The 17,327-nt window shown below is 41.3% G+C and carries 31 protein-coding genes and 2 pseudogenes; 1 reads left to right on the top strand and 32 read right to left on the bottom strand.

The window, feature by feature from the left end; genetic code table 11:
- Positions 1-13 precede the first annotated feature (13 nt).
- The 4 genes and pseudogenes from FYJ80_RS12360 to FYJ80_RS11700 all read right to left on the bottom strand — a co-directional run bounded on the left by FYJ80_RS12360 (position 14) and on the right by FYJ80_RS11700 (position 1,440).
- Positions 14-325, bottom strand: a complete 312-nt coding sequence (locus tag FYJ80_RS12360; RefSeq protein WP_268878547.1) for a winged helix-turn-helix domain-containing protein — start codon at positions 323-325, stop codon at positions 14-16.
- A gap of 39 nt (positions 326-364) precedes the next feature.
- Positions 365-601: pseudogene (locus tag FYJ80_RS12355) on the bottom strand (response regulator); the annotation flags it as partial.
- 361 nt (positions 602-962) lie between these two features.
- On the bottom strand, positions 963-1,103 hold the full coding sequence (locus FYJ80_RS12205; RefSeq protein WP_407921427.1) for a potassium-transporting ATPase subunit KdpA: 141 nt from the start codon (positions 1,101-1,103) through the stop codon (positions 963-965).
- Positions 1,104-1,135: 32 nt separating this feature from the next.
- Positions 1,136-1,440: pseudogene (locus tag FYJ80_RS11700) on the bottom strand (potassium-transporting ATPase subunit KdpA).
- Positions 1,441-2,086: 646 nt separating this feature from the next.
- Here FYJ80_RS11700 and FYJ80_RS01725 point away from each other — a divergent pair.
- Complete coding sequence (locus tag FYJ80_RS01725; RefSeq protein ID WP_154424401.1) at positions 2,087-2,866, top strand: ADP-ribosylglycohydrolase family protein; 780 nt, start codon at positions 2,087-2,089, stop codon at positions 2,864-2,866.
- 75 nt (positions 2,867-2,941) lie between these two features.
- Here the strand turns inward: FYJ80_RS01725 and rplQ are convergent, their stop codons facing one another.
- The 28 genes from rplQ to tuf form a co-directional block, all read right to left on the bottom strand.
- On the bottom strand, positions 2,942-3,349 hold the full coding sequence (gene rplQ / locus FYJ80_RS01720; RefSeq protein ID WP_154424400.1) for a 50S ribosomal protein L17: 408 nt from the start codon (positions 3,347-3,349) through the stop codon (positions 2,942-2,944).
- Entirely contained in the window at positions 3,339-4,394 is a 1,056-nt protein-coding gene (locus FYJ80_RS01715; RefSeq protein WP_154424399.1) for a DNA-directed RNA polymerase subunit alpha, read from the bottom strand. Before FYJ80_RS01715 ends, rplQ begins: the two co-directional genes overlap by 11 nt.
- A 76-nt stretch (positions 4,395-4,470) precedes the next feature.
- Positions 4,471-4,848, bottom strand: a complete 378-nt coding sequence (gene rpsK / locus FYJ80_RS01710) for a 30S ribosomal protein S11 (RefSeq protein WP_154424398.1) — start codon at positions 4,846-4,848, stop codon at positions 4,471-4,473.
- A gap of 16 nt (positions 4,849-4,864) precedes the next feature.
- Positions 4,865-5,230 (bottom strand): 30S ribosomal protein S13, encoded by a 366-nt coding sequence (gene rpsM / locus FYJ80_RS01705; protein ID WP_154424397.1) that lies wholly within the window; start codon positions 5,228-5,230, stop codon positions 4,865-4,867.
- 19 nt (positions 5,231-5,249) lie between these two features.
- Positions 5,250-5,363 (bottom strand): 50S ribosomal protein L36, encoded by a 114-nt coding sequence (gene rpmJ, locus FYJ80_RS01700; RefSeq protein WP_154424396.1) that lies wholly within the window; start codon positions 5,361-5,363, stop codon positions 5,250-5,252.
- Between the two features lie 11 nt (positions 5,364-5,374).
- Complete coding sequence (secY, locus tag FYJ80_RS01695; RefSeq protein WP_154424395.1) at positions 5,375-6,706, bottom strand: preprotein translocase subunit SecY; 1,332 nt, start codon at positions 6,704-6,706, stop codon at positions 5,375-5,377.
- Positions 6,707-6,721: 15 nt separating this feature from the next.
- Positions 6,722-7,153 (bottom strand): 50S ribosomal protein L15, encoded by a 432-nt coding sequence (rplO, locus tag FYJ80_RS01690; RefSeq protein WP_154424394.1) that lies wholly within the window; start codon positions 7,151-7,153, stop codon positions 6,722-6,724.
- 1 nt (position 7,154) lies between these two features.
- Positions 7,155-7,340 carry a 50S ribosomal protein L30 gene (gene rpmD / locus FYJ80_RS01685; protein WP_154424393.1) on the bottom strand — a complete coding sequence of 62 codons (186 nt, stop codon included), beginning with the start codon at positions 7,338-7,340 and terminating at the stop codon, positions 7,155-7,157.
- A gap of 2 nt (positions 7,341-7,342) precedes the next feature.
- Positions 7,343-7,849: a 30S ribosomal protein S5 gene (gene rpsE, locus FYJ80_RS01680; protein ID WP_154424392.1), complete on the bottom strand. Its 507-nt coding sequence runs from the start codon at positions 7,847-7,849 to the stop codon at positions 7,343-7,345.
- 10 nt (positions 7,850-7,859) lie between these two features.
- On the bottom strand, positions 7,860-8,219 hold the full coding sequence (rplR, locus tag FYJ80_RS01675) for a 50S ribosomal protein L18 (RefSeq protein WP_154424391.1): 360 nt from the start codon (positions 8,217-8,219) through the stop codon (positions 7,860-7,862).
- 12 nt (positions 8,220-8,231) lie between these two features.
- On the bottom strand, positions 8,232-8,771 hold the full coding sequence (rplF, locus tag FYJ80_RS01670) for a 50S ribosomal protein L6 (protein WP_154424390.1): 540 nt from the start codon (positions 8,769-8,771) through the stop codon (positions 8,232-8,234).
- An 11-nt stretch (positions 8,772-8,782) separates the two neighbouring features.
- Positions 8,783-9,181 carry a 30S ribosomal protein S8 gene (gene rpsH / locus FYJ80_RS01665; protein WP_154424389.1) on the bottom strand — a complete coding sequence of 133 codons (399 nt, stop codon included), beginning with the start codon at positions 9,179-9,181 and terminating at the stop codon, positions 8,783-8,785.
- Between the two features lie 9 nt (positions 9,182-9,190).
- On the bottom strand, positions 9,191-9,376 hold the full coding sequence (locus FYJ80_RS01660; RefSeq protein ID WP_154424388.1) for a type Z 30S ribosomal protein S14: 186 nt from the start codon (positions 9,374-9,376) through the stop codon (positions 9,191-9,193).
- A 12-nt stretch (positions 9,377-9,388) separates the two neighbouring features.
- On the bottom strand, positions 9,389-9,943 hold the full coding sequence (gene rplE, locus FYJ80_RS01655; RefSeq protein ID WP_154424387.1) for a 50S ribosomal protein L5: 555 nt from the start codon (positions 9,941-9,943) through the stop codon (positions 9,389-9,391).
- Between the two features lie 2 nt (positions 9,944-9,945).
- On the bottom strand, positions 9,946-10,245 hold the full coding sequence (gene rplX / locus FYJ80_RS01650; RefSeq protein WP_154424386.1) for a 50S ribosomal protein L24: 300 nt from the start codon (positions 10,243-10,245) through the stop codon (positions 9,946-9,948).
- Positions 10,246-10,255: 10 nt separating this feature from the next.
- Positions 10,256-10,621, bottom strand: a complete 366-nt coding sequence (rplN, locus tag FYJ80_RS01645) for a 50S ribosomal protein L14 (protein WP_154424385.1) — start codon at positions 10,619-10,621, stop codon at positions 10,256-10,258.
- 11 nt (positions 10,622-10,632) lie between these two features.
- Positions 10,633-10,884 carry a 30S ribosomal protein S17 gene (rpsQ, locus tag FYJ80_RS01640; RefSeq protein WP_154424384.1) on the bottom strand — a complete coding sequence of 84 codons (252 nt, stop codon included), beginning with the start codon at positions 10,882-10,884 and terminating at the stop codon, positions 10,633-10,635.
- A gap of 11 nt (positions 10,885-10,895) precedes the next feature.
- Entirely contained in the window at positions 10,896-11,102 is a 207-nt protein-coding gene (rpmC, locus tag FYJ80_RS01635; protein WP_154424383.1) for a 50S ribosomal protein L29, read from the bottom strand.
- A gap of 10 nt (positions 11,103-11,112) precedes the next feature.
- Entirely contained in the window at positions 11,113-11,529 is a 417-nt protein-coding gene (gene rplP, locus FYJ80_RS01630; protein ID WP_154424382.1) for a 50S ribosomal protein L16, read from the bottom strand.
- A 3-nt stretch (positions 11,530-11,532) separates the two neighbouring features.
- Positions 11,533-12,234: a 30S ribosomal protein S3 gene (gene rpsC, locus FYJ80_RS01625; RefSeq protein WP_154424381.1), complete on the bottom strand. Its 702-nt coding sequence runs from the start codon at positions 12,232-12,234 to the stop codon at positions 11,533-11,535.
- Positions 12,234-12,596, bottom strand: a complete 363-nt coding sequence (rplV, locus tag FYJ80_RS01620; RefSeq protein WP_154424380.1) for a 50S ribosomal protein L22 — start codon at positions 12,594-12,596, stop codon at positions 12,234-12,236. The genes rpsC and rplV overlap by 1 nt, the downstream gene beginning before the upstream one ends.
- Positions 12,597-12,608: 12 nt before the next feature.
- Positions 12,609-12,881 (bottom strand): 30S ribosomal protein S19, encoded by a 273-nt coding sequence (gene rpsS / locus FYJ80_RS01615; protein WP_154424379.1) that lies wholly within the window; start codon positions 12,879-12,881, stop codon positions 12,609-12,611.
- Between the two features lie 12 nt (positions 12,882-12,893).
- Positions 12,894-13,718 carry a 50S ribosomal protein L2 gene (rplB, locus tag FYJ80_RS01610; RefSeq protein ID WP_154424378.1) on the bottom strand — a complete coding sequence of 275 codons (825 nt, stop codon included), beginning with the start codon at positions 13,716-13,718 and terminating at the stop codon, positions 12,894-12,896.
- Between the two features lie 14 nt (positions 13,719-13,732).
- Positions 13,733-14,035, bottom strand: coding sequence for a 50S ribosomal protein L23 (rplW, locus tag FYJ80_RS01605; RefSeq protein WP_154424377.1), 303 nt, complete (start codon positions 14,033-14,035; stop codon positions 13,733-13,735).
- Between the two features lie 11 nt (positions 14,036-14,046).
- Complete coding sequence (gene rplD / locus FYJ80_RS01600; protein WP_154424376.1) at positions 14,047-14,676, bottom strand: 50S ribosomal protein L4; 630 nt, start codon at positions 14,674-14,676, stop codon at positions 14,047-14,049.
- Between the two features lie 11 nt (positions 14,677-14,687).
- The gene (gene rplC / locus FYJ80_RS01595; RefSeq protein ID WP_154424375.1) at positions 14,688-15,308 is read right to left on the bottom strand and encodes a 50S ribosomal protein L3; all 621 of its coding nucleotides are present in this window, start codon (positions 15,306-15,308) and stop codon (positions 14,688-14,690) included.
- 16 nt (positions 15,309-15,324) lie between these two features.
- Complete coding sequence (gene rpsJ, locus FYJ80_RS01590; RefSeq protein WP_154424374.1) at positions 15,325-15,633, bottom strand: 30S ribosomal protein S10; 309 nt, start codon at positions 15,631-15,633, stop codon at positions 15,325-15,327.
- 68 nt (positions 15,634-15,701) lie between these two features.
- On the bottom strand, positions 15,702-16,892 hold the full coding sequence (gene tuf / locus FYJ80_RS01585) for an elongation factor Tu (protein WP_154424373.1): 1,191 nt from the start codon (positions 16,890-16,892) through the stop codon (positions 15,702-15,704).
- Positions 16,893-17,327 lie beyond the last annotated feature (435 nt).

Raw genomic sequence — 17,327 nt, 5'->3', positions numbered from 1 at the left:
AACCTTTAGCATTCTATAGCCAATTCCGCTGTGTTTGGATGTACCCAGGGCTATCAGGAGTTGGTTCAAGCTTCTTTCTTAGAGTTGCCATAAATACACGAAGGAATGCAATGTAATTATCCCAGCTTCTACCCCATATATTTTGAGTTATATAGGTATGAGTTAATACCTTTCCCAAATTATGTGATAGCAAGCATAAAAGCTTATACTCTATCGGAGTTAAATGAAGCTCCTGTCCATCTAAATAAGCACACCCTGAAGCATAATCTATCTTTAGCTTACCATTTTCAAATACAGAGCTTTCGCCTACTCCCTTTGATGCCATATATGATAATCGTCGTTGAATAACACGTAGTCTAGCAAGTAGCTCCTCAATTGAAAAAGGCTTTGTAAAGTAATTATCAGCTCCAGCATCAAGAGCTTCAATTTTATCACTATCCTCACTTCTTGCACTAATTACTATTATAGGAAGATTAGACCAAGAGCGAACCTTTTTAATTACTTCAACTCCATCTATATCTAGAAGTCCTAAATCAAGGAGCATAATATCAGGGTTATGAGAAAAGGCCTCTATAATAGTCTCCTCACCATTTACTGCTACAAGATATTTATAATCATTGGTTTAAAGTGTCGTTGTAATTAAGTTTCTAACAATCCTTTCTAGATGCTCTGAGAATATCTGCTTGGGCCTTACCACGCCCCTCTGCAACAGATTCATCAAAGTTTGCAAATAAAACTGTAAACCAAAGGATTATAGCAATTGTAAAGGTATATCCACTTTAAGCATCCTTAATTCCAAATAAAGAGACAATCTAAAGTATTGTTGTTAATATAGCTGATATAAATACCAAGAACATTACTGGGTTAGGCTTTATATCCATCTTCTTAAATGAATCGACAATAGCTCTGGTAATTATCTTTTTATCGGCTAAACTATTATTTTTTTCATAAACTAATACTCCTTAAACACTAAAGAATTCAGCTAAAGGTCCTAATGATAGAGCAGGAAAGAAGCTTAAAGCACCAATTAGTAAGACGACAAATATTAGTAAAAAAATAAATAGTATATTACTAGTTGATAATATTCCGGAACTGGATTTAATCTTCTTTTTACTATATAGACTTCCTGCTATAGCTAAGGTTCCAACAGAGTTGACTTACCTGAATATGCTTGCCAGTTAGTATTTGTTACAAAGCTTGCAGCTGTATTGAAGGCTAAATCCCACTTTACATTTCCAAGTTTATCAGGGTTTAAAGGTAGATAGTATTGAGCTATCTGCAGCATAAAGAGGAAGATAAGACCAAATAGAGAGAACGCTAATACACTTAAAAGGTATTTTTCCAATCCATCTCCTCACTTGCATCAACTCCAGTGATACGGTAGATAAGTGCTTCTACTGGATTAAGAAATCTTGAAAGAATGGTCTTTTCACCAAACATTACCTTCTTTATGTATTTTCCAAGTGGTAGAGCAATTACTACTAGGATGACTGGATAAAGACAATATTGAATAATACTCATCATTATTTTTCATCTCCCTTAAGTAATAATTTCAAATACCAGAGCAATAAAGCTGTCATAACAAAGCCAATTAAATAAACAACGATATGCATTTTATACTCCTTCGAAAGGTATATTATTTCTTTTTGTTTAAAAGCGACGTTAAACAATCATGAAAGGTCTAAATATGAAATAAAGATTTTAAAACACAGAAAATAGAATATTCATAATCACCATTGTAGAGATGCAGACAGCTGAAAGTACAAATAGTGGAACTAATACAAATAAGATAAAGAATCCTATGACTGTATGGTTTTTAGCAAACATAGCAATTTTATAATCTATCCTTTGCTCAGTTCTTCTAAGGTGTCTTAAGACATGCATTATTAAACATTTACTACCTTTGATGTTAGAAAGGATATATATTTTGGGATAAAGTGTGTTATAAGGTATTTTTGCTCGTATCAAGATTGTATTAAGATGAATTTTCTTACCTAATAGAAGGAATATAAAATAATAGCTAAATTTTTATATATTTTACTTACAAACGATAAAAATTTATCTTTATCTATAATAAAATTTAACTATGAGTAAGCTTAAAGACGCTATTTATGGATTCGCAATTGGTGATGCATTAGGAGTTCCTTATGAATTCAAAGAGAGAGGAACCTTTAATTGTCAAACAATGATAGGTCATGGAACGTGGAACCAAAAGGCTGGTACCTTTTCTGATGATACATCCTTAACTCTAGCAACCTGTGCATCTATTAAGAAGTATGGAGTTATAAAATATCAAGATATAATGAAGCGCTTTACTAGATGGTACATCGATGGTGAGTATGCAATAGATAGAGTAGTATTTGATATTGGAAATACTACAATGTCTGCTATACATAAATTTGATGGAATTAATCCATTTTGTGGCGATACAGATGCTTGGTCAAATGGAAATGGCTCATTAATGAGAGTCCTTCCTTTAGCCTTTGTAAATAATATTACAGATGATGAGATCGCAAATGTTTCACGCTTAACTCATGCAAATAAGCTAAGCATCGATATTTGTATTAAATATGTTCGCTTAGCACAGGATATTATTAATGGAAATGCTGTAGAGCTTTCATATGAAGAGCCTATAAAGAGTACAGGCTTTGTTAAGGACACCTTTAATAGTGTTATTTATGCTTTTTCAACTACCTCATCCTACAAGGAATGTGTCTTAAAGGCTGTAAATCTAGGAGGAGACACAGATACTATTACTGCAATAGCAGGAGGCTTAGCTGGTATTAAGTATGGCTATGACTCAATACCAAGAGAGTGGATTAAAATACTCAGAGGTAAGGATATTATTGATTCTTGTTTGTTCTAAAGGTAAAAAAAAAACCGCCACCTACTGTGACGGCTTCAGGAATTAAATCCTGTTTACAAAGCTCTAGGATTAGACTTATTTATCTTCCTTATCAGCTTTCTTCTCAGCTTTAGCATCCTTCTTTTCTGTCTTTTCTACAAGCTCGAGGATTACCATTTCAGCTGCATCCCCTAGACGATTACCTGTCTTGAGGATTCTTGTGTAACCACCCTTACGTTCAGCGAACATAGGAGCGATCTCCTTGAAGAGCTTAGCTACGATTGCTTCATCGTAGATATCTCTTGCGATGATTCTGCGGTTGTGGACACTATCTTCCTTAGCGCGAGTAATCATCTTTTCAGCCATTCTCTTAACTTCGAGGGCCTTTGCTTTAGTGGTCTCGATTCTCTCATATCTGAAGAGTGATGTGACCATGTTGCGCTTAAGCGCCTTGCGCTCGCTAGAATTACGTGAAAGCGCATTGAAACCAATTCTATGCTTCATTTTCTTCTTCCTTGTTACCTGGAACTTTTATAGCAGTCTTTAAGATACTGTAATCAGTCATGCCGAGAGAAAGATTCCACTCCTTGAGCTTATCCTTAATCTCAGAAAGAGACTTCTTACCGAAGTTTCTTGTCTTGGCAATTTCTTCTTCAGTCTTCTTGGTCAGATCTCCAATCGTTCTGATGTTAGCATTCTTGAGACAGTTAGAGGAACGAACAGTGAGTTCGAGCTCTTCTACAGAGGTATCGAGAATCTTTCTAATTCTAGCTTCCTCCTCGTCGACCTCTTCATTGTTATTTACAAGGCTTTCATCGAAATTAATAAAGATTGAGAAATGCTCCTTGATAATCTTTGCAGCTTCTGCAAGAGCATCATCTGGAGAGATTGTACCATCTGTATAGATTTCGAGGATAAGTTTATCGTAATCGTTTCTCTGACCTACTCTAGTTGGTTCAATAGAGTACTTTACTCTCTTTACTGGAGAGAAGAAAGCATCAATTGAAATAACGCCGAGGTCTTCAGAATACTTCTCATTGAGTTCGGATGGAACATAACCACGACCGAGATTGATGTCTACAACCATTTCTAGATCACAATCATCCATCATTGTGAAGATCTCAAGATCCTTGTTAGTAATTGTAACATGATCCTTTTCGAAATCAGCACCAGTGATAATTCCAGGTCCCTTGCATGAGATTGTTAAGGTTGTTCCTTCGCAATCCTCAGGCATAGCAATCTGAAGTTTCTTTAGAGCAGCGATGATATCAGCAATATCCTCACGAACACCTGGGATTGGTTCATATTCGCTTGTGATAATATGTGGCTCACGTCCATCGTTTGAGAAGGTTGTGAACTGTACAGCTGTAACCGCATAGCCCTGAATGGATGAGAGTAGAACACGTCTAAGAGTGTTACCGACAGTAGTTCCAAAGCCTCTCTCAAAAGGATAAGCTACGAACTTACCATAATCCGGTGTCAACACATTCTGGTCATAGGAAATACCGGTAGGTTTTTTAAAACCCTTCAGTAGGTTTTTACGTGCCATGATTACTCCTTATACTTAAATATTGTGTTCAACGAACACAAAAAACCCTGGGAGCCAAGCTGGCCCCCTCTTTGGATCAGACACGACGTGTCTTTCTTGGGCGGCACCCGTTATGTGGAATAGGGGTAACGTCGCGAATTGATTTAACCTTGAGTCCGAGAACACCAAGAGTTCTAATTGCACTTTCACGACCAACACCTGGTCCCTTAACGAATACATTAACTTCCTTGAGACCGAAGTCCATAGCCTTCTTAGCTGCTGTCTCACATGTTGTCTGAGCTGCATAAGGAGTACTCTTCTTAGCACCTCTAAATCCGAGACCACCTGCTGAAGCCCAGGAAAGTGCGTTGCCACCAAGGTCTGTAACAGTGATGATAGTGTTGTTGAAAGTTGCCTGAATATAGACATTACCTTCAATAACTGTCTTCTTAGCTTTTCTTTTTACATTAGCCATACTATTTACCTAACCCTTATTTCTTCTTTCCTGCAACGGTCTTTTTCTTACCCTTGCGTGTACGTGCGTTGGTCTTAGTTCTCTGACCACGAACAGGAAGACCCTTTCTGTGTCTGAGACCACGGTAACAACCGATATCCATCAGACGCTTGATGTTGAGTGCAACTTCAGTTCTGAGGTGACCTTCAATTTTATATTCTTCTTCAATCACCTTTCTTAAAAGTGCGATATCATCAGCGGAAAGAGTATTGATTCTAACTTCCGGATCGATATTTGTTTTCTTACAAATCTCTTCAGCGGAAACTCTACCAATGCCATAGATATAAGTCAGGGCAATCTTGACTGCCTTATTAGGCAAGTCTACACCTGCAATACGTGCCATATATTAAAGGCCTCCTAGATTATTTTTGTCTCTGCTTGTGCTTTGGGTTTTCACAGACAATGCGTACAACTCCTGCACGTCTGATGACCTTGCACTTGTCACAAATCGGTTTAACACTTGCTCTTACTTTCATAGTTAAAGCTCCTAAATTTTTTTGGTCTTGCGGCCTGAGCCGACAAATCCGTCGTGGTGATGCATCTTCATGAGACCATCAAGCTGTCTAACAGTGTCAAGGCATACACCAACCATGATGATAAGTGATGTACCGCCGAAGAGCATTGCTACTGCAGCAGGGAAGTTGAAGAACTTCTGAATCAGTGTTGGGATCAGAGCGATGAAAGCAAGGAAAATTGCACCAGGAAGAACGATTCTGTTGAGAACCTTAGTAAGATATTTCTCCATGTTCTCGTTCTTGACGCCAGGGATTGAACCACCGTTGTCTCTGATGTTCTTAGCCATCTCGATCGGATTTAAACTGATCTGAGTATAGAAGAACGCAAAACCTATAATCAGCAGGGTGTAGATAATTAGATAAGGGGCACCCTGAGGATCTAAGAAATTAGCGACTGACTGCAACCATCTTACATTATTTCCTAGGGATGATGCAATCTGAAGCGGGAAGGTAAGTAGCGCAGAAGCAAAGATAACTGGGATAACACCTGATGGGTTAATCTTAAATGGAATATAAGATGAACCTGCACCGTACATCTTTCTACCTACTACTCTCTTTGCATAGTTTACAGGAATCTTTCTCTGTCCCTGTTCCTCGAATACAACCATGATTACTACTAATACAAACATGATAATAACAAGGATAAGTGCTACAGGGTTGAGTGTACCTGCTGAGATGCTACTAATTAAAGTACCAAATGCAGAAGGCATTCTTGCTACGATACCTGCAAAGATTAAAAGAGAAATACCGTTTCCGATTCCGTGCTGAGTAATCTTATCACCGAGCCAGATGAGGAGCATTGAGCCTGCTGTTGTACTGATCATAGCAACAATAGTGAATAGAACTGTGCTATCGATAGTTACAATGTTAAATCCATAGCTTTCTATTGACTTTGCATATACAGTAACGACTAGGGCCTGAATCATACATACGAGGATTGTACCATAGCGTGTATATTGCTGAATCTTCTTGCTACCATGAGGATCCTGAGCGAGCTTCTTAAGAGAAGGTACAACTAGCATCAAAAGCTGAACAATAATCTGTGTACTGATATAAGGCATTACACCGAGCATGAACAGTGAGAAGTTACTAAAAGCACCACCTGAGAAGAAGTTCAGGTACTCCGCAAATCCAATTGTTGAGGAATTGCTCTGGAGCATGAAGTAGTTCTCGAGAACGTTAGGATCAATACCAGGAATTGGAATCACTGTTCCGATACGGCTTACAACAAGTAAGCCGATCGTAATAAGTACTTTAGTTCTGATGTCCTTCATTCTCATCATATCTGTGAGTGAATTTGACATGATTACCTTCTTTTATTATTTTACGGAGCAACCTGCTGCCTCGACAGCTGCCTTAGCAGACTGAGACATCTTTACTCCTTCAAAAGCGACTTTCTTTGTAAGGCTGCCGTTTGACAAGACCTTAACCTGAACACCTACACCCTTAACGATACCCTTCTCTTTAAGAGTCTCGAGGCTAACTGTCTCTCCATCAGCATAATTTGCGCTGATAGTATCAAGGGAGATAACTTCATAAGTTACCTTAAATGGTGCATTAGAGAAGCCGCGACGTGCAACACGTCTGTAAAGAGGCATCTGTCCACCTTCGAAACCAAGGCGAACACCACCGCCTGAACGGCTGTTCTGTCCATCATGACCGCGACCGCATGCTCTACCCTTAGAAGAAGCGCCACGACCAACAATGGTCTTTTTTGCATTTGCACCGTATGGTGCGTTAATCTGTCCCATCTTACATCTCCTCAACTTTTACTAAGTGAGCTACAGTGCGAACCATACCGAGAGTGGCAGGTGTTGCAGCATGAACAACAGAGCTGTGCATCTTACCAAGGCCAAGAGCCTTAACAGTCTTTCTCTGCTTTGGAAGACTGCCTGCAACTGAATGGATGAGTGTGATTTTGATCTGTTTTTCTGCCATGATTAACCCCACATTTCCTTCAAAGATTTGCCTCTGTTAGCAGCAACCTTCTTTGCATCAAAAAGATTTTCAAATGCATCGAAAGTAGCCTTTACAGTATTGATAGAGTTCTTAGAACCAAGAGACTTACTAAGCATATCCTTGATTCCAGCTGCATCAGCAACAGCACGAACAGCACCACCAGCGATAACACCTGTACCAGGAACTGCTGGGCGAACAAGAACACTTGCGCTCTTGAACTTACCAAGCATTTCGTGTGGGATTGTGTTACCCTTCAAAGGTACTGTGATGAGGCTAGCTTTAGCCTTATCTGTTGCCTTTCTAATAGCATCTGTTACGTCGTTAGCCTTACCAAAGCCGTAACCTACTCTACCGTCACCATAACCTACAACTACAAGAGCAGCGAAAGAGAATCTTCTACCACCCTTAACTACCTTAGCAACACGGTTGAGTTTGATAAGTTTTTCTACGTATCCGTCTTTAACTTCTTTTTCTCTAGCTTTTTCCATATCAAACTCCTTAGAACTTAACACCAGCTGCACGAGCACCGTCAGCGATAGCCTTTACGATACCATGGTAGATATAACCATTACGATCAAAAACTACTGCATCGATATTCTTCTCAAGAAGTCTCTTTCCAACAACTTCACCGAGCTTTGTAGCATCAGCAACTGTGTTCTTAAGACCTTTGAGGTCAGCTTCAACTGTAGAAGCAGAGACAAGAGTCTTTCCTGCAACATCATCGATGACCTGAACATACATATGAAGATTACTTCTGAAAACAGTCATGCGTGGTCTTTCTGGAGTACCAGAAATTCTCTTTCTGATGTGTGCCTTACGCTTAGCTAATTTGCGATTTTTATCGACAATCCTGTTCATTTGCTATACCCCTTATTTCTTACCACCGGACTTACCAACCTTGCGGCGGATATTCTCGGTTTCATACTTGATTCCCTTACCCTTATAAGGTTCAGGAGCTCTGAGGGAACGAATCTCGGCACAGACCTGACCGACCTTTGCCTTATCGATACCGAAGATAGCAACCTTAGTACCATCGACCTTAGCTGTAATGCCTTCAGGAATGATGTAATCGATAATTGTTGAGTAACCGAGGCTGAGAGTAAGAACATTATCCTTAAGCTCTGCTCTGTAACCTACACCATTGATTACAAGAACCTTTGTAAAGCCCTGACTTACACCAATAATCATATTATGGATTAGCTGGCGATAAAGTCCGTGACAGCTTCTTGATGCCATCTCGTCATCATGACGTGTAACGATGACTTCGTTATCCTTTACCTCGATAGCGACTTCTGATCTAGTTGGCTGTGTGAGCTTGCCTTTTGGACCTTCTACTGTAATTAATCCATCAGCAACTGTGACCTTAACACCAGCAGGGATTGCAACAGGTAATTTACCAATACGTGACATTTATTCCTCCCTTACCAGATAGTGCAGATCAATTCGCCACCAACCTTGTTCTCAGAGGCTTTTTTACCTGTGATAACGCCAGTTGAAGAAGAGACTACCACAACACCATGGCCATTGTAGACACGTGGCATATCCTTGTAACCGCTGTAAACACGGCGACCAGGAGTGGAGATACGCTCAAGACCATGAATGACTGGTGCCTGAGCATCATCGTACTTAAGGTATACTCTGATAACTGATTGGTTATCCTTTGTAACCTTCTTAAAATTCTTGATGAAACCTTCATTCTTCATGATCTTAATGATCTGGAGTTTCATCTTGCTACTTGAAATATCAACTTTCTCGTGCTTAGCCAGACTAGCATTTCTGATCTTAGTCAGCATATCAGCAATTGGATCACTTACTGCCATATCTCTCTCCTACCAGCTAGATTTGGTAACGCCAGGGATCTGGCCTTCACTTGCAAGCTTGCGGAAACAAACTCTGCACATATCAAACTTGCGCATATATCCACGAGGACGTCCACAAATTCTGCAACGATTATAAGAACGTGTGCTGAATTTTGGGTCCTTATTACATTTAACGATTAAAGACTTCTTTGCCATTACTTAAGCTCCTTATTTCGCAAAAGGCATGCCGAGCTTCTTAAGCAGGGCAAATGCTTCCTCGTCAGTTTTAGCAGAAGTGACGATTGCAATGTTGAGGCCACTTACTCTCTCAATTTTATCAAAGTCGATTTCTGGGAAGATAATCTGTTCTGTGATACCGAGTGAGTAGTTTCCGTGTCCATCGAATGCATTAGGATTTACACCCTTGAAGTCCTTGACACGAGGAAGTGCGATGCTGATGAGTCTCTCGAGGAAGTACCACATGTTATCACCTCTGAGTGTAACCATAGCACCAATTTCCTGTCCCTCTCTAACCTTGAAGTTAGCGATTGACTTTCTAGCTCTTGTCTTTACAACATGCTGGCCAGAAATCTGCTCGAGTTCCTTTACAGCTGCATCAAGAAGCTTTTTGTTAGTTGTTGCTTCACCAACACCAACAGAAAGTGTGATCTTCTCAATAGCTGGGATTTGCATGACAGATGAGTAACCGAACTCCTTTAAGAGCTCAGGTGCAACTGTTTCAGTGTACTTAACTTTGAAATTAGGGATAAATTTATCAGCCATTTTTAGAGTACCTCACCTGTCTTTTTTGCATAACGAACTTTTTTATCGTTATCAAGCTTGTATCCGATCTTAGATTCCTTATCCTTGCTTACTAAAGCAACGTTAGAAACATGAATCGGAGCTTCAACTACCATGATACCGCCCTTATCCTGCTGGCTCTTCTTTTTCATGGTCTTTGAAACCATGTTAGCGCCCTGGACGATAACCCTTTCGGTTTCTGGGTCGATCTTCACAATCTTACCGATCTTGCCTTTATCCTTACCTGCAATAATCTTGACTGTGTCGTTTTTCTTTAGTCTCATGTCTGTTCTCCTACAACACTTCCGGTGCGAGTGAAACGATCTTCATATAGCCATCACGAAGCTCACGAGCTACTGGGCCAAAGATACGCTTTCCGCGTGGGTTATTGTTGGCATCGATGATAACACAAGCGTTGTCATCGAACCTGATATAGGTACCGTCAGGTCTGCGGTATTCCTTCTTTGTACGAACGATAACTGCCTTCAAAACGTCACCCTTTTTGATAGTTCCGTTTGGAAGAGCATCCTTAACAGCAACTACGATGATGTCGCCTACTGAAGCAACATATCTATGGCTACCGCCAAGGACCTTGATGCACTGCACACGCTTTGCACCACTGTTGTCCGCTACATTCAAATAAGTCTGCATCTGTACCATAACAGTTCTCCTTAGCGTGCTCTTTCGACGATCTTCTCAAGTCTCCAGCACTTGTCCTTGCTGAGGTGACGACACTCTACTACTGTTACTGTGTCGCCTACATGAGCATCATTCTTCTCGTCATGAGCCTTGATCTTCTTAGTACTGTTAACGTACTTCTTGTAGAGAGGGTGAAGGGTTCTATTGGTAACCTCAACAACGATGGTCTTGTCCATCTTGTCGCTCACTACAATACCGTTAAAAGATTTCTTTCTAGCTTCCATTTCTAGCCTCTCTACTTAGATGCCTTGGCAATGCCAATATCTGCTTGGTGAATAAGTGTGTTCAAGCGTGCAACGTCTCTCTTTACTGTTCTAAGTGCGAGAGGGTTGTCAATGTGACCAAGGACCTTCTGCATTCTAAGATTGAAAAGTTCCTTTCTTAACTTATCACGCTCTGCACAAAGCTCGGCGTAGTTCATTTTCTTAATGTTCTTTTTCATTTTCTACTCCTTACTCCTGTGCAGCTCTTGAAACAAACTTTGTCTTAATTGGGAGCTTGGATGCTGCAAGCTGAAGAGCTTCTCTTGCGAGAGTCTCATCGACACCGCCCATCTCAAACATAATTGCACCTGTCTTAACAACTGCTACCCATCCTTCTGGAGCGCCCTTACCATTACCCTGTCTTGTTTCAGCAGGTTTCTTTGTGTAAGGCATATCAGGGAAGATACGGATCCAGACTTTACCACCACGCTTTACGTGACGTGTCATAGCGACACGGGCAGCCTCAATCTGACGGTTGGTGATCCAAAGTGGCTCTGTAGCCATGAGGCCATATTCACCAAATGCCAGTGTGTTGCCTCTGTGAGCAACTGCATCACGAGTACCGCGCTGCTTTTTTCTGTATTTAATTCTCTTTGGACTAAGCATGACTTAACTCCTTGAAGCATCATCGGTCTTCTTCTTGAGAACACCGCCTGCATCCTCTTCATTAGATGCGTGATCATAAATCTCGCCGTTGAAGACCCAAACCTTGATACCGATAGCACCGAAAGATGTGTTAGCAGTAGCAAAACCGTAGTCGATATCTGAGCGGAGAGTGTGGAGAGGTACACGACCTTCCTTCATCCACTCTGAACGAGCGATTTCAGCACCACCGAGACGTCCTGAGCACTTAATCTTAATACCCTGAGCACCACCAGCAATAGCACGTGAAACACAGTTCTTCATTACACGGCGGAAAGCACCTCTATTCTCGAGCTGCTTAGCAACTGAGAGAGCGATAATCTGAGCATCAACTTCAGGCTTCTTGATCTCTTTGATCTTGATCTGAACCTTCTTATCTGTAAGCTTCTGCATTGCTTCGCCAATCTTCTCAACGTTAGCACCCTTAGCACCAATAATGATACCAGGACGAGCTGTTGCGATAACGAGTGTAATGCGCTGTGGCTTACGAACAATCTCAACATCTGCAATATCTGCACCCTGTACTTCAGGGCATGCGAGAAGTGCCTTTCTTAATACGAGATCCTCATGGAGAGTGTCAGCGTATTCCCTTGGGTCTACATACCACTTTGACTTCCATGTCTTGTTTACACCAAGTCTAAGTCCTATTGGATTAACTTTCTGTCCCATTACTTACCTACCTTAACTTTCTCGTCTACTACAACGGTAATATGAGACATTCTCTTTAAGAGGATGTCGCGCTTTCCATGGGAACGTGCCCATACTCTCTTCATACGTGGACCGTCATCTACTAATAGAGCTGCTACATAGAGAGAATCCTCATCTAGCTTTCTGTTAGTATTTAAAGCGTTTGCACCTGCGGACTTGAGAACTTTCAGAATAAGGCGAGCGCCTTTCTGTGGCATTGCTTCAAGAATGGCTACAGCTTCTGGATATGCCTTGCCTCTAACTAAGTTAGCAACAGGACGTACCTTTGAAGGTGAAACCAGTAAATACTTAGCAATTGCTTGATAACCTTTCTTAGTTTCCATCATTTTTACCTATTATTTACCCTTCTTGTCAGATGCATGGCCACGGAAAACACGTGTAGGAGCGAACTCACCGAGCTTGTGACCTACGAGGTTTTCAGTAACGAAAACTGGGATCCATGTCTTACCATTATAAACTGAGATAGTAAAACCAACCATATCTGGGATGATTACACTACTTCTTGAGTAAGTCTTGATCATTTGCTTCTGACCAGCTTTATTTGATGCTTCCACCCTTTTAAGAAGACTCTCGTCTACAAAAGGGCCTTTCTTAATTGACCTTGCCATTTGTTTCTCCTACTACTTGCGCTTCTTAACAATAAATGAGTTAGAAGGGTTCTTCTTAGAACGAGTCTTCGCACCCTTGGTAGGTTTACCCCAAGGAGTAACAGGATGACGTCCAGCAGCTGTCTTACCTTCACCACCACCATGTGGGTGATCGATTGGGTTCATAACAACACCACGAACTTTAGGTCTCTTTCCGAGGTGACGTGATGCACCAGCCTTTCCGAGGGAAACGTTCATGTGATCTTCATTTCCAAGCTCACCAATAGTTGCCATGCATTCGCCGAATACCATTCTCATCTCACCTGATGGGAGACGGAGTGTAACATAGTCACCTTCCTTAGCAACGACTGTAGCACCAACACCAGCTGATCTTACTAACTGACCACCACGACCGAGTGTTAACTCTACGTTGTGAACAAGAAGACCGAGTGGGATGTTCTTAAGTGGAAGTGCATTACCAACTGTAAGAGGTGCATTTGGTCCAGCAACAACTGTCATACCAACTTTGAGTCCCTTTGGTGCGATGATGTATCTCTTTTCACCATCAGCATAGAATACGAGAGCGATGTTAACGCTTCTATTTGGATCGTATTCAATTGTCTTTACAACACCAGGTACGCCAGCCTTGCTACGCTTAAAGTCAATAACACGATAAGCTCTCTTATGACCGCCGCCTCTGCGTCTAACGCTGATTCTACCGAAAGTATCACGACCTGCTGTCTTATTAAGGCTGGTTGTGAGTGACTTCTCTGGCTTAGTAGCTGTTATTTCAGTGTTAACCAAAACGGTCTTCTGGCGAAGGCCTGGAGTATTAGGTTTATATGATTTTAAAGCCATTTTTAACCTCTCCCTTATACGCCTTCAATGGCCGAAATGGACTGACCCTTGGCCAAAGTTACGACAGCCTTCTTCCAAGAAGCTGTGGTTCCCTTAATGTAACCGCCCTTACCTCTTGAATACTTTGGCTTGCCTTTCATATTCATAACATTACAAGAAAGAACTTCTACTTTGAAGATTTCCTTCACAGCAGCCATGATCTCAAACTTATTAGCCTGTGGATCAACGCGGAAAGTATACTTCTTGCATTCATTCTCACGAGCGATAGTAGATTTTTCGCTCACAATTGGTTCAATGATTACTTGATCTGCTCTCATCTTACTCACCCTTATCTCTCACCATAGAACTTACCAAGTTCAACAGCTGCACTCTCAAGAACGAGAATCTTTCTTCCGTAAAGAAGCTCTTTAGCGGAAAGCTTGTCATAAGCAAGAACATGTAAGTAAGGAATGTTTCTTGCTGAACGACGAATCATTGCATCATCATCCTTCATAACAATAACTGTTCTCTGGTTCTCTGTCTCAAATGCTTTCATGATCTGAGCAAGATCTTTAGTCTTACCATTCTCGCTAGTGAAATCCTCAACTACTACAAGGCGGTCTTCCTGTACACCAAGACTTAAAAGACTCTTATAAGCAAGACGCTTAACCTTCTTTGGTGTTGTGTAGGAGTAATCGCGTGGTTTTGGTCCAAAGATTGTACCACCGCCAACCATTACTGGGGACTTCTTATCACCGCGACGAGCGCTTCCTGTACCCTTCTGCTTGAAAGGCTTTGTATTGCTGTAGTTTACTTCAGCACGTGTCTTTGTGCATGCAGTGCCAACACGACGGTTAGCGAGTTCGTTTTTTACAGCATAATAGATAGCACCATCAGAAACCTCTCTTGCGAAGACTTCCTCATTGAGCTCGACAGTGCGGATCTCTTTAGCTGATGTTGAATAAACTTTTGCTTCCATATGTCGCTCCACTACTTCTTAATCGCTTTTCTAACGATGACAGTACTCTGAGTAGGTCCTGGGATAGCACCCTTAACCATGAGAACCTGCATTTCACTGTCAACTGCAACCACTTTCAAGTTCTGAACTGTGGTCTTCTCATTTCCCATATGACCGGCCATTCTGTGACCCTTAAAAGTACGGGAAGGTGTTGATGACATTGCTGTACCACCAAGATCTCTGTGGAACTTAGAACCGTGAGTTGCACGACCACCACCGAAACCATAACGCTTCATACCGCCCTGGTAACCCTTACCTTTAGAAGTACCAGTTACGTCGACGAAAGCAATATCCTTAAACATATCTACACCGAGTACATCACCGACTTTGACATCAGAGTCAAAATCTCTCATTTCCATAACAGTCTTCTTTGGATCACAAACTTCACCAAATTGACCAGCATATGGCTTTGAAGCACGGTCTTTCTTCATGTCGCCTGTAGCCAAAACAGCTGCGGAGTAACCATTCTTCTCCTCTGTTCTGTTAGCAACAACAACATTGTCCTCTATTTTAATTACTGTCACAGGAGTTAAAACGCCTTTAGCATCAAATACCTGTGTCATTCCTATTTTTTTGCCGATAAGCCCTAACATCTCTTACCTCAACTTCTCACTGTTTAATTTCAACGTCCACACCAGCTGGGAGTTCGAGTTTCATAAGGGCTTCCACAACCTTTGGTGTAGGCTCCAAAATGTCAATCAATCTCTTGTGTGTTCTCATCTCGAACTGTTCGCGAGCCTTCTTATTTACATGAGGTGATCTCAAGACAGTATACTTATTGATACGTGTTGGAAGAGGCACTGGACCGGATACTTTTGCACCGGCTTTAACAACTGTTGAAACAATACTTTTTGAGCTCTGCTCAACGAGTTCAACATCAAAGCCTCTGAGTTTTACACGAATTCTTTCATTAGCCATTTTCAAAAATCTCCAAAAATCTAATCTTGTCTGGGGTCTCTTGACCCCGACAAGCTATAAAAAACTAATCAGTCCTGGATCTCAGTTACCTGACCGGAAGCAACTGTTCTACCACCTTCACGAATAGCGAAGCGGAGACCCTTATCCATAGCAACCTTGTGGATGAGCTCTACGTTGATCTCTGTGTGGTCGCCTGGCATTACCATTTCCTTACCTGCTGGAAGTGTAACTGTACCTGTGATATCAGTTGTTCTGAAATAGAACTGAGGTCTGTAACCTGAGAAGAATGGGGAGTGTCTACCACCTTCATCCTTGCTGAGTACGTATACAGTACCTGTGAACTTTGCGTGTGGTGTGATTGACTTTGGCTTAGCAAGAACCTGACCACGAACAACTTCCTTCTTATCAACACCTCTGAGGAGAGCACCAATGTTATCACCAGCCTGACCTTCATCGAGGAGCTTGTTGAACATTTCAACACCAGTTACAACAGAATCCTTAGTTTCCTTGATACCTACGATAGATACTGGATCGTTAACATGGATAACACCAGATTCAACTCTACCTGTTACTACAGTACCACGACCTGAGATTGAGAAGATATCTTCGATAGGCATTAAGAATGGCTTATCAACTGCTCTCTCTGGGAGTGGGATGTAAGCATCCATTGCATCAAGAAGTTCGTCAATACACTTTGTAGCAGCTGGATCGTCTGGGTTTGTCATTGCCTGGTAAGCACTACCTCTAATAACTGGGCAGTTAGCACCATCGAAACCATACTCTGTGAGAAGGTCTCTCATTTCTTCTTCAACGAGGTCGATAAGTTCAGGATCGTCAACCTGATCGCACTTGTTGATGAATACGATGATACATGGTACACCAACCTGTCTAGCGAGGAGGATGTGTTCCTTTGTCTGAGCCATTGCACCATCTGTAGCAGCAACTACGATGATAGCGCCATCCATCTGAGCAGCACCTGTAATCATGTTCTTGATGTAGTCAGCGTGGCCCGGGCAGTCTACGTGTGCATAGTGGCGGTTCTTTGACTGATACTCTACGTGTCTTGTGTTGATGGTGATACCACGAGCTTTTTCTTCTGGTGCGTTATCAATTGCATCGTAAGCAAGAGCCTTATCACCGAACATTCTAGCACAGTGTGCTGTGATAGCAGCTGTGAGAGTGGTCTTACCATGGTCTACGTGACCAATAGTACCTACGTTTACGTGTGGCTTGGTTCTCTCGAATTTTTCCTTTGCCATCAGTTCCTCCTTGTGACTCATATGTCACAAATTCAATATTATTGTCATAAAGGCCCAAGCCTTTACTAATTTCCGAGGTACAAACTGATTGCGTTTTTCTAGTGAACTAAAAAGAGGATCCAGAGGTCGACAATGTACTTGTCAAAGCCGACATACGTTTAAGCTATCAAAAAACTTATCATCTGGAACCACCCTACCATCACTATCAAAAGTTGCAGTCGGTTTGGCTCTCAAAAACGCACTAGGACATGACCGTAGTGCGGACACTTTAAGTAATATATTTCAAAGATATTTTTTTGTCAACACTCTTTTTCTCTTTTATTTCCTTTTATTAGGGTAATTTAATTAGATGAAAAAATGTTGGTTTTGTGCAAAAAAAGTATGCAAAAATAAAAAAGCTCATAGTCTTAATAGAGCTACGAGCTTTTAGCGTAA

The sequence above is a fragment of the Bullifex porci genome (genome assembly GCF_009695635.1).
Taxonomy (GTDB): Bacteria; Spirochaetota; Spirochaetia; order Sphaerochaetales; family Sphaerochaetaceae; genus Bullifex; species Bullifex porci.
The sequence above is the reverse complement of the archived record's forward strand: the minus strand, read 5'-3'. Positions and strand labels throughout refer to the sequence as shown.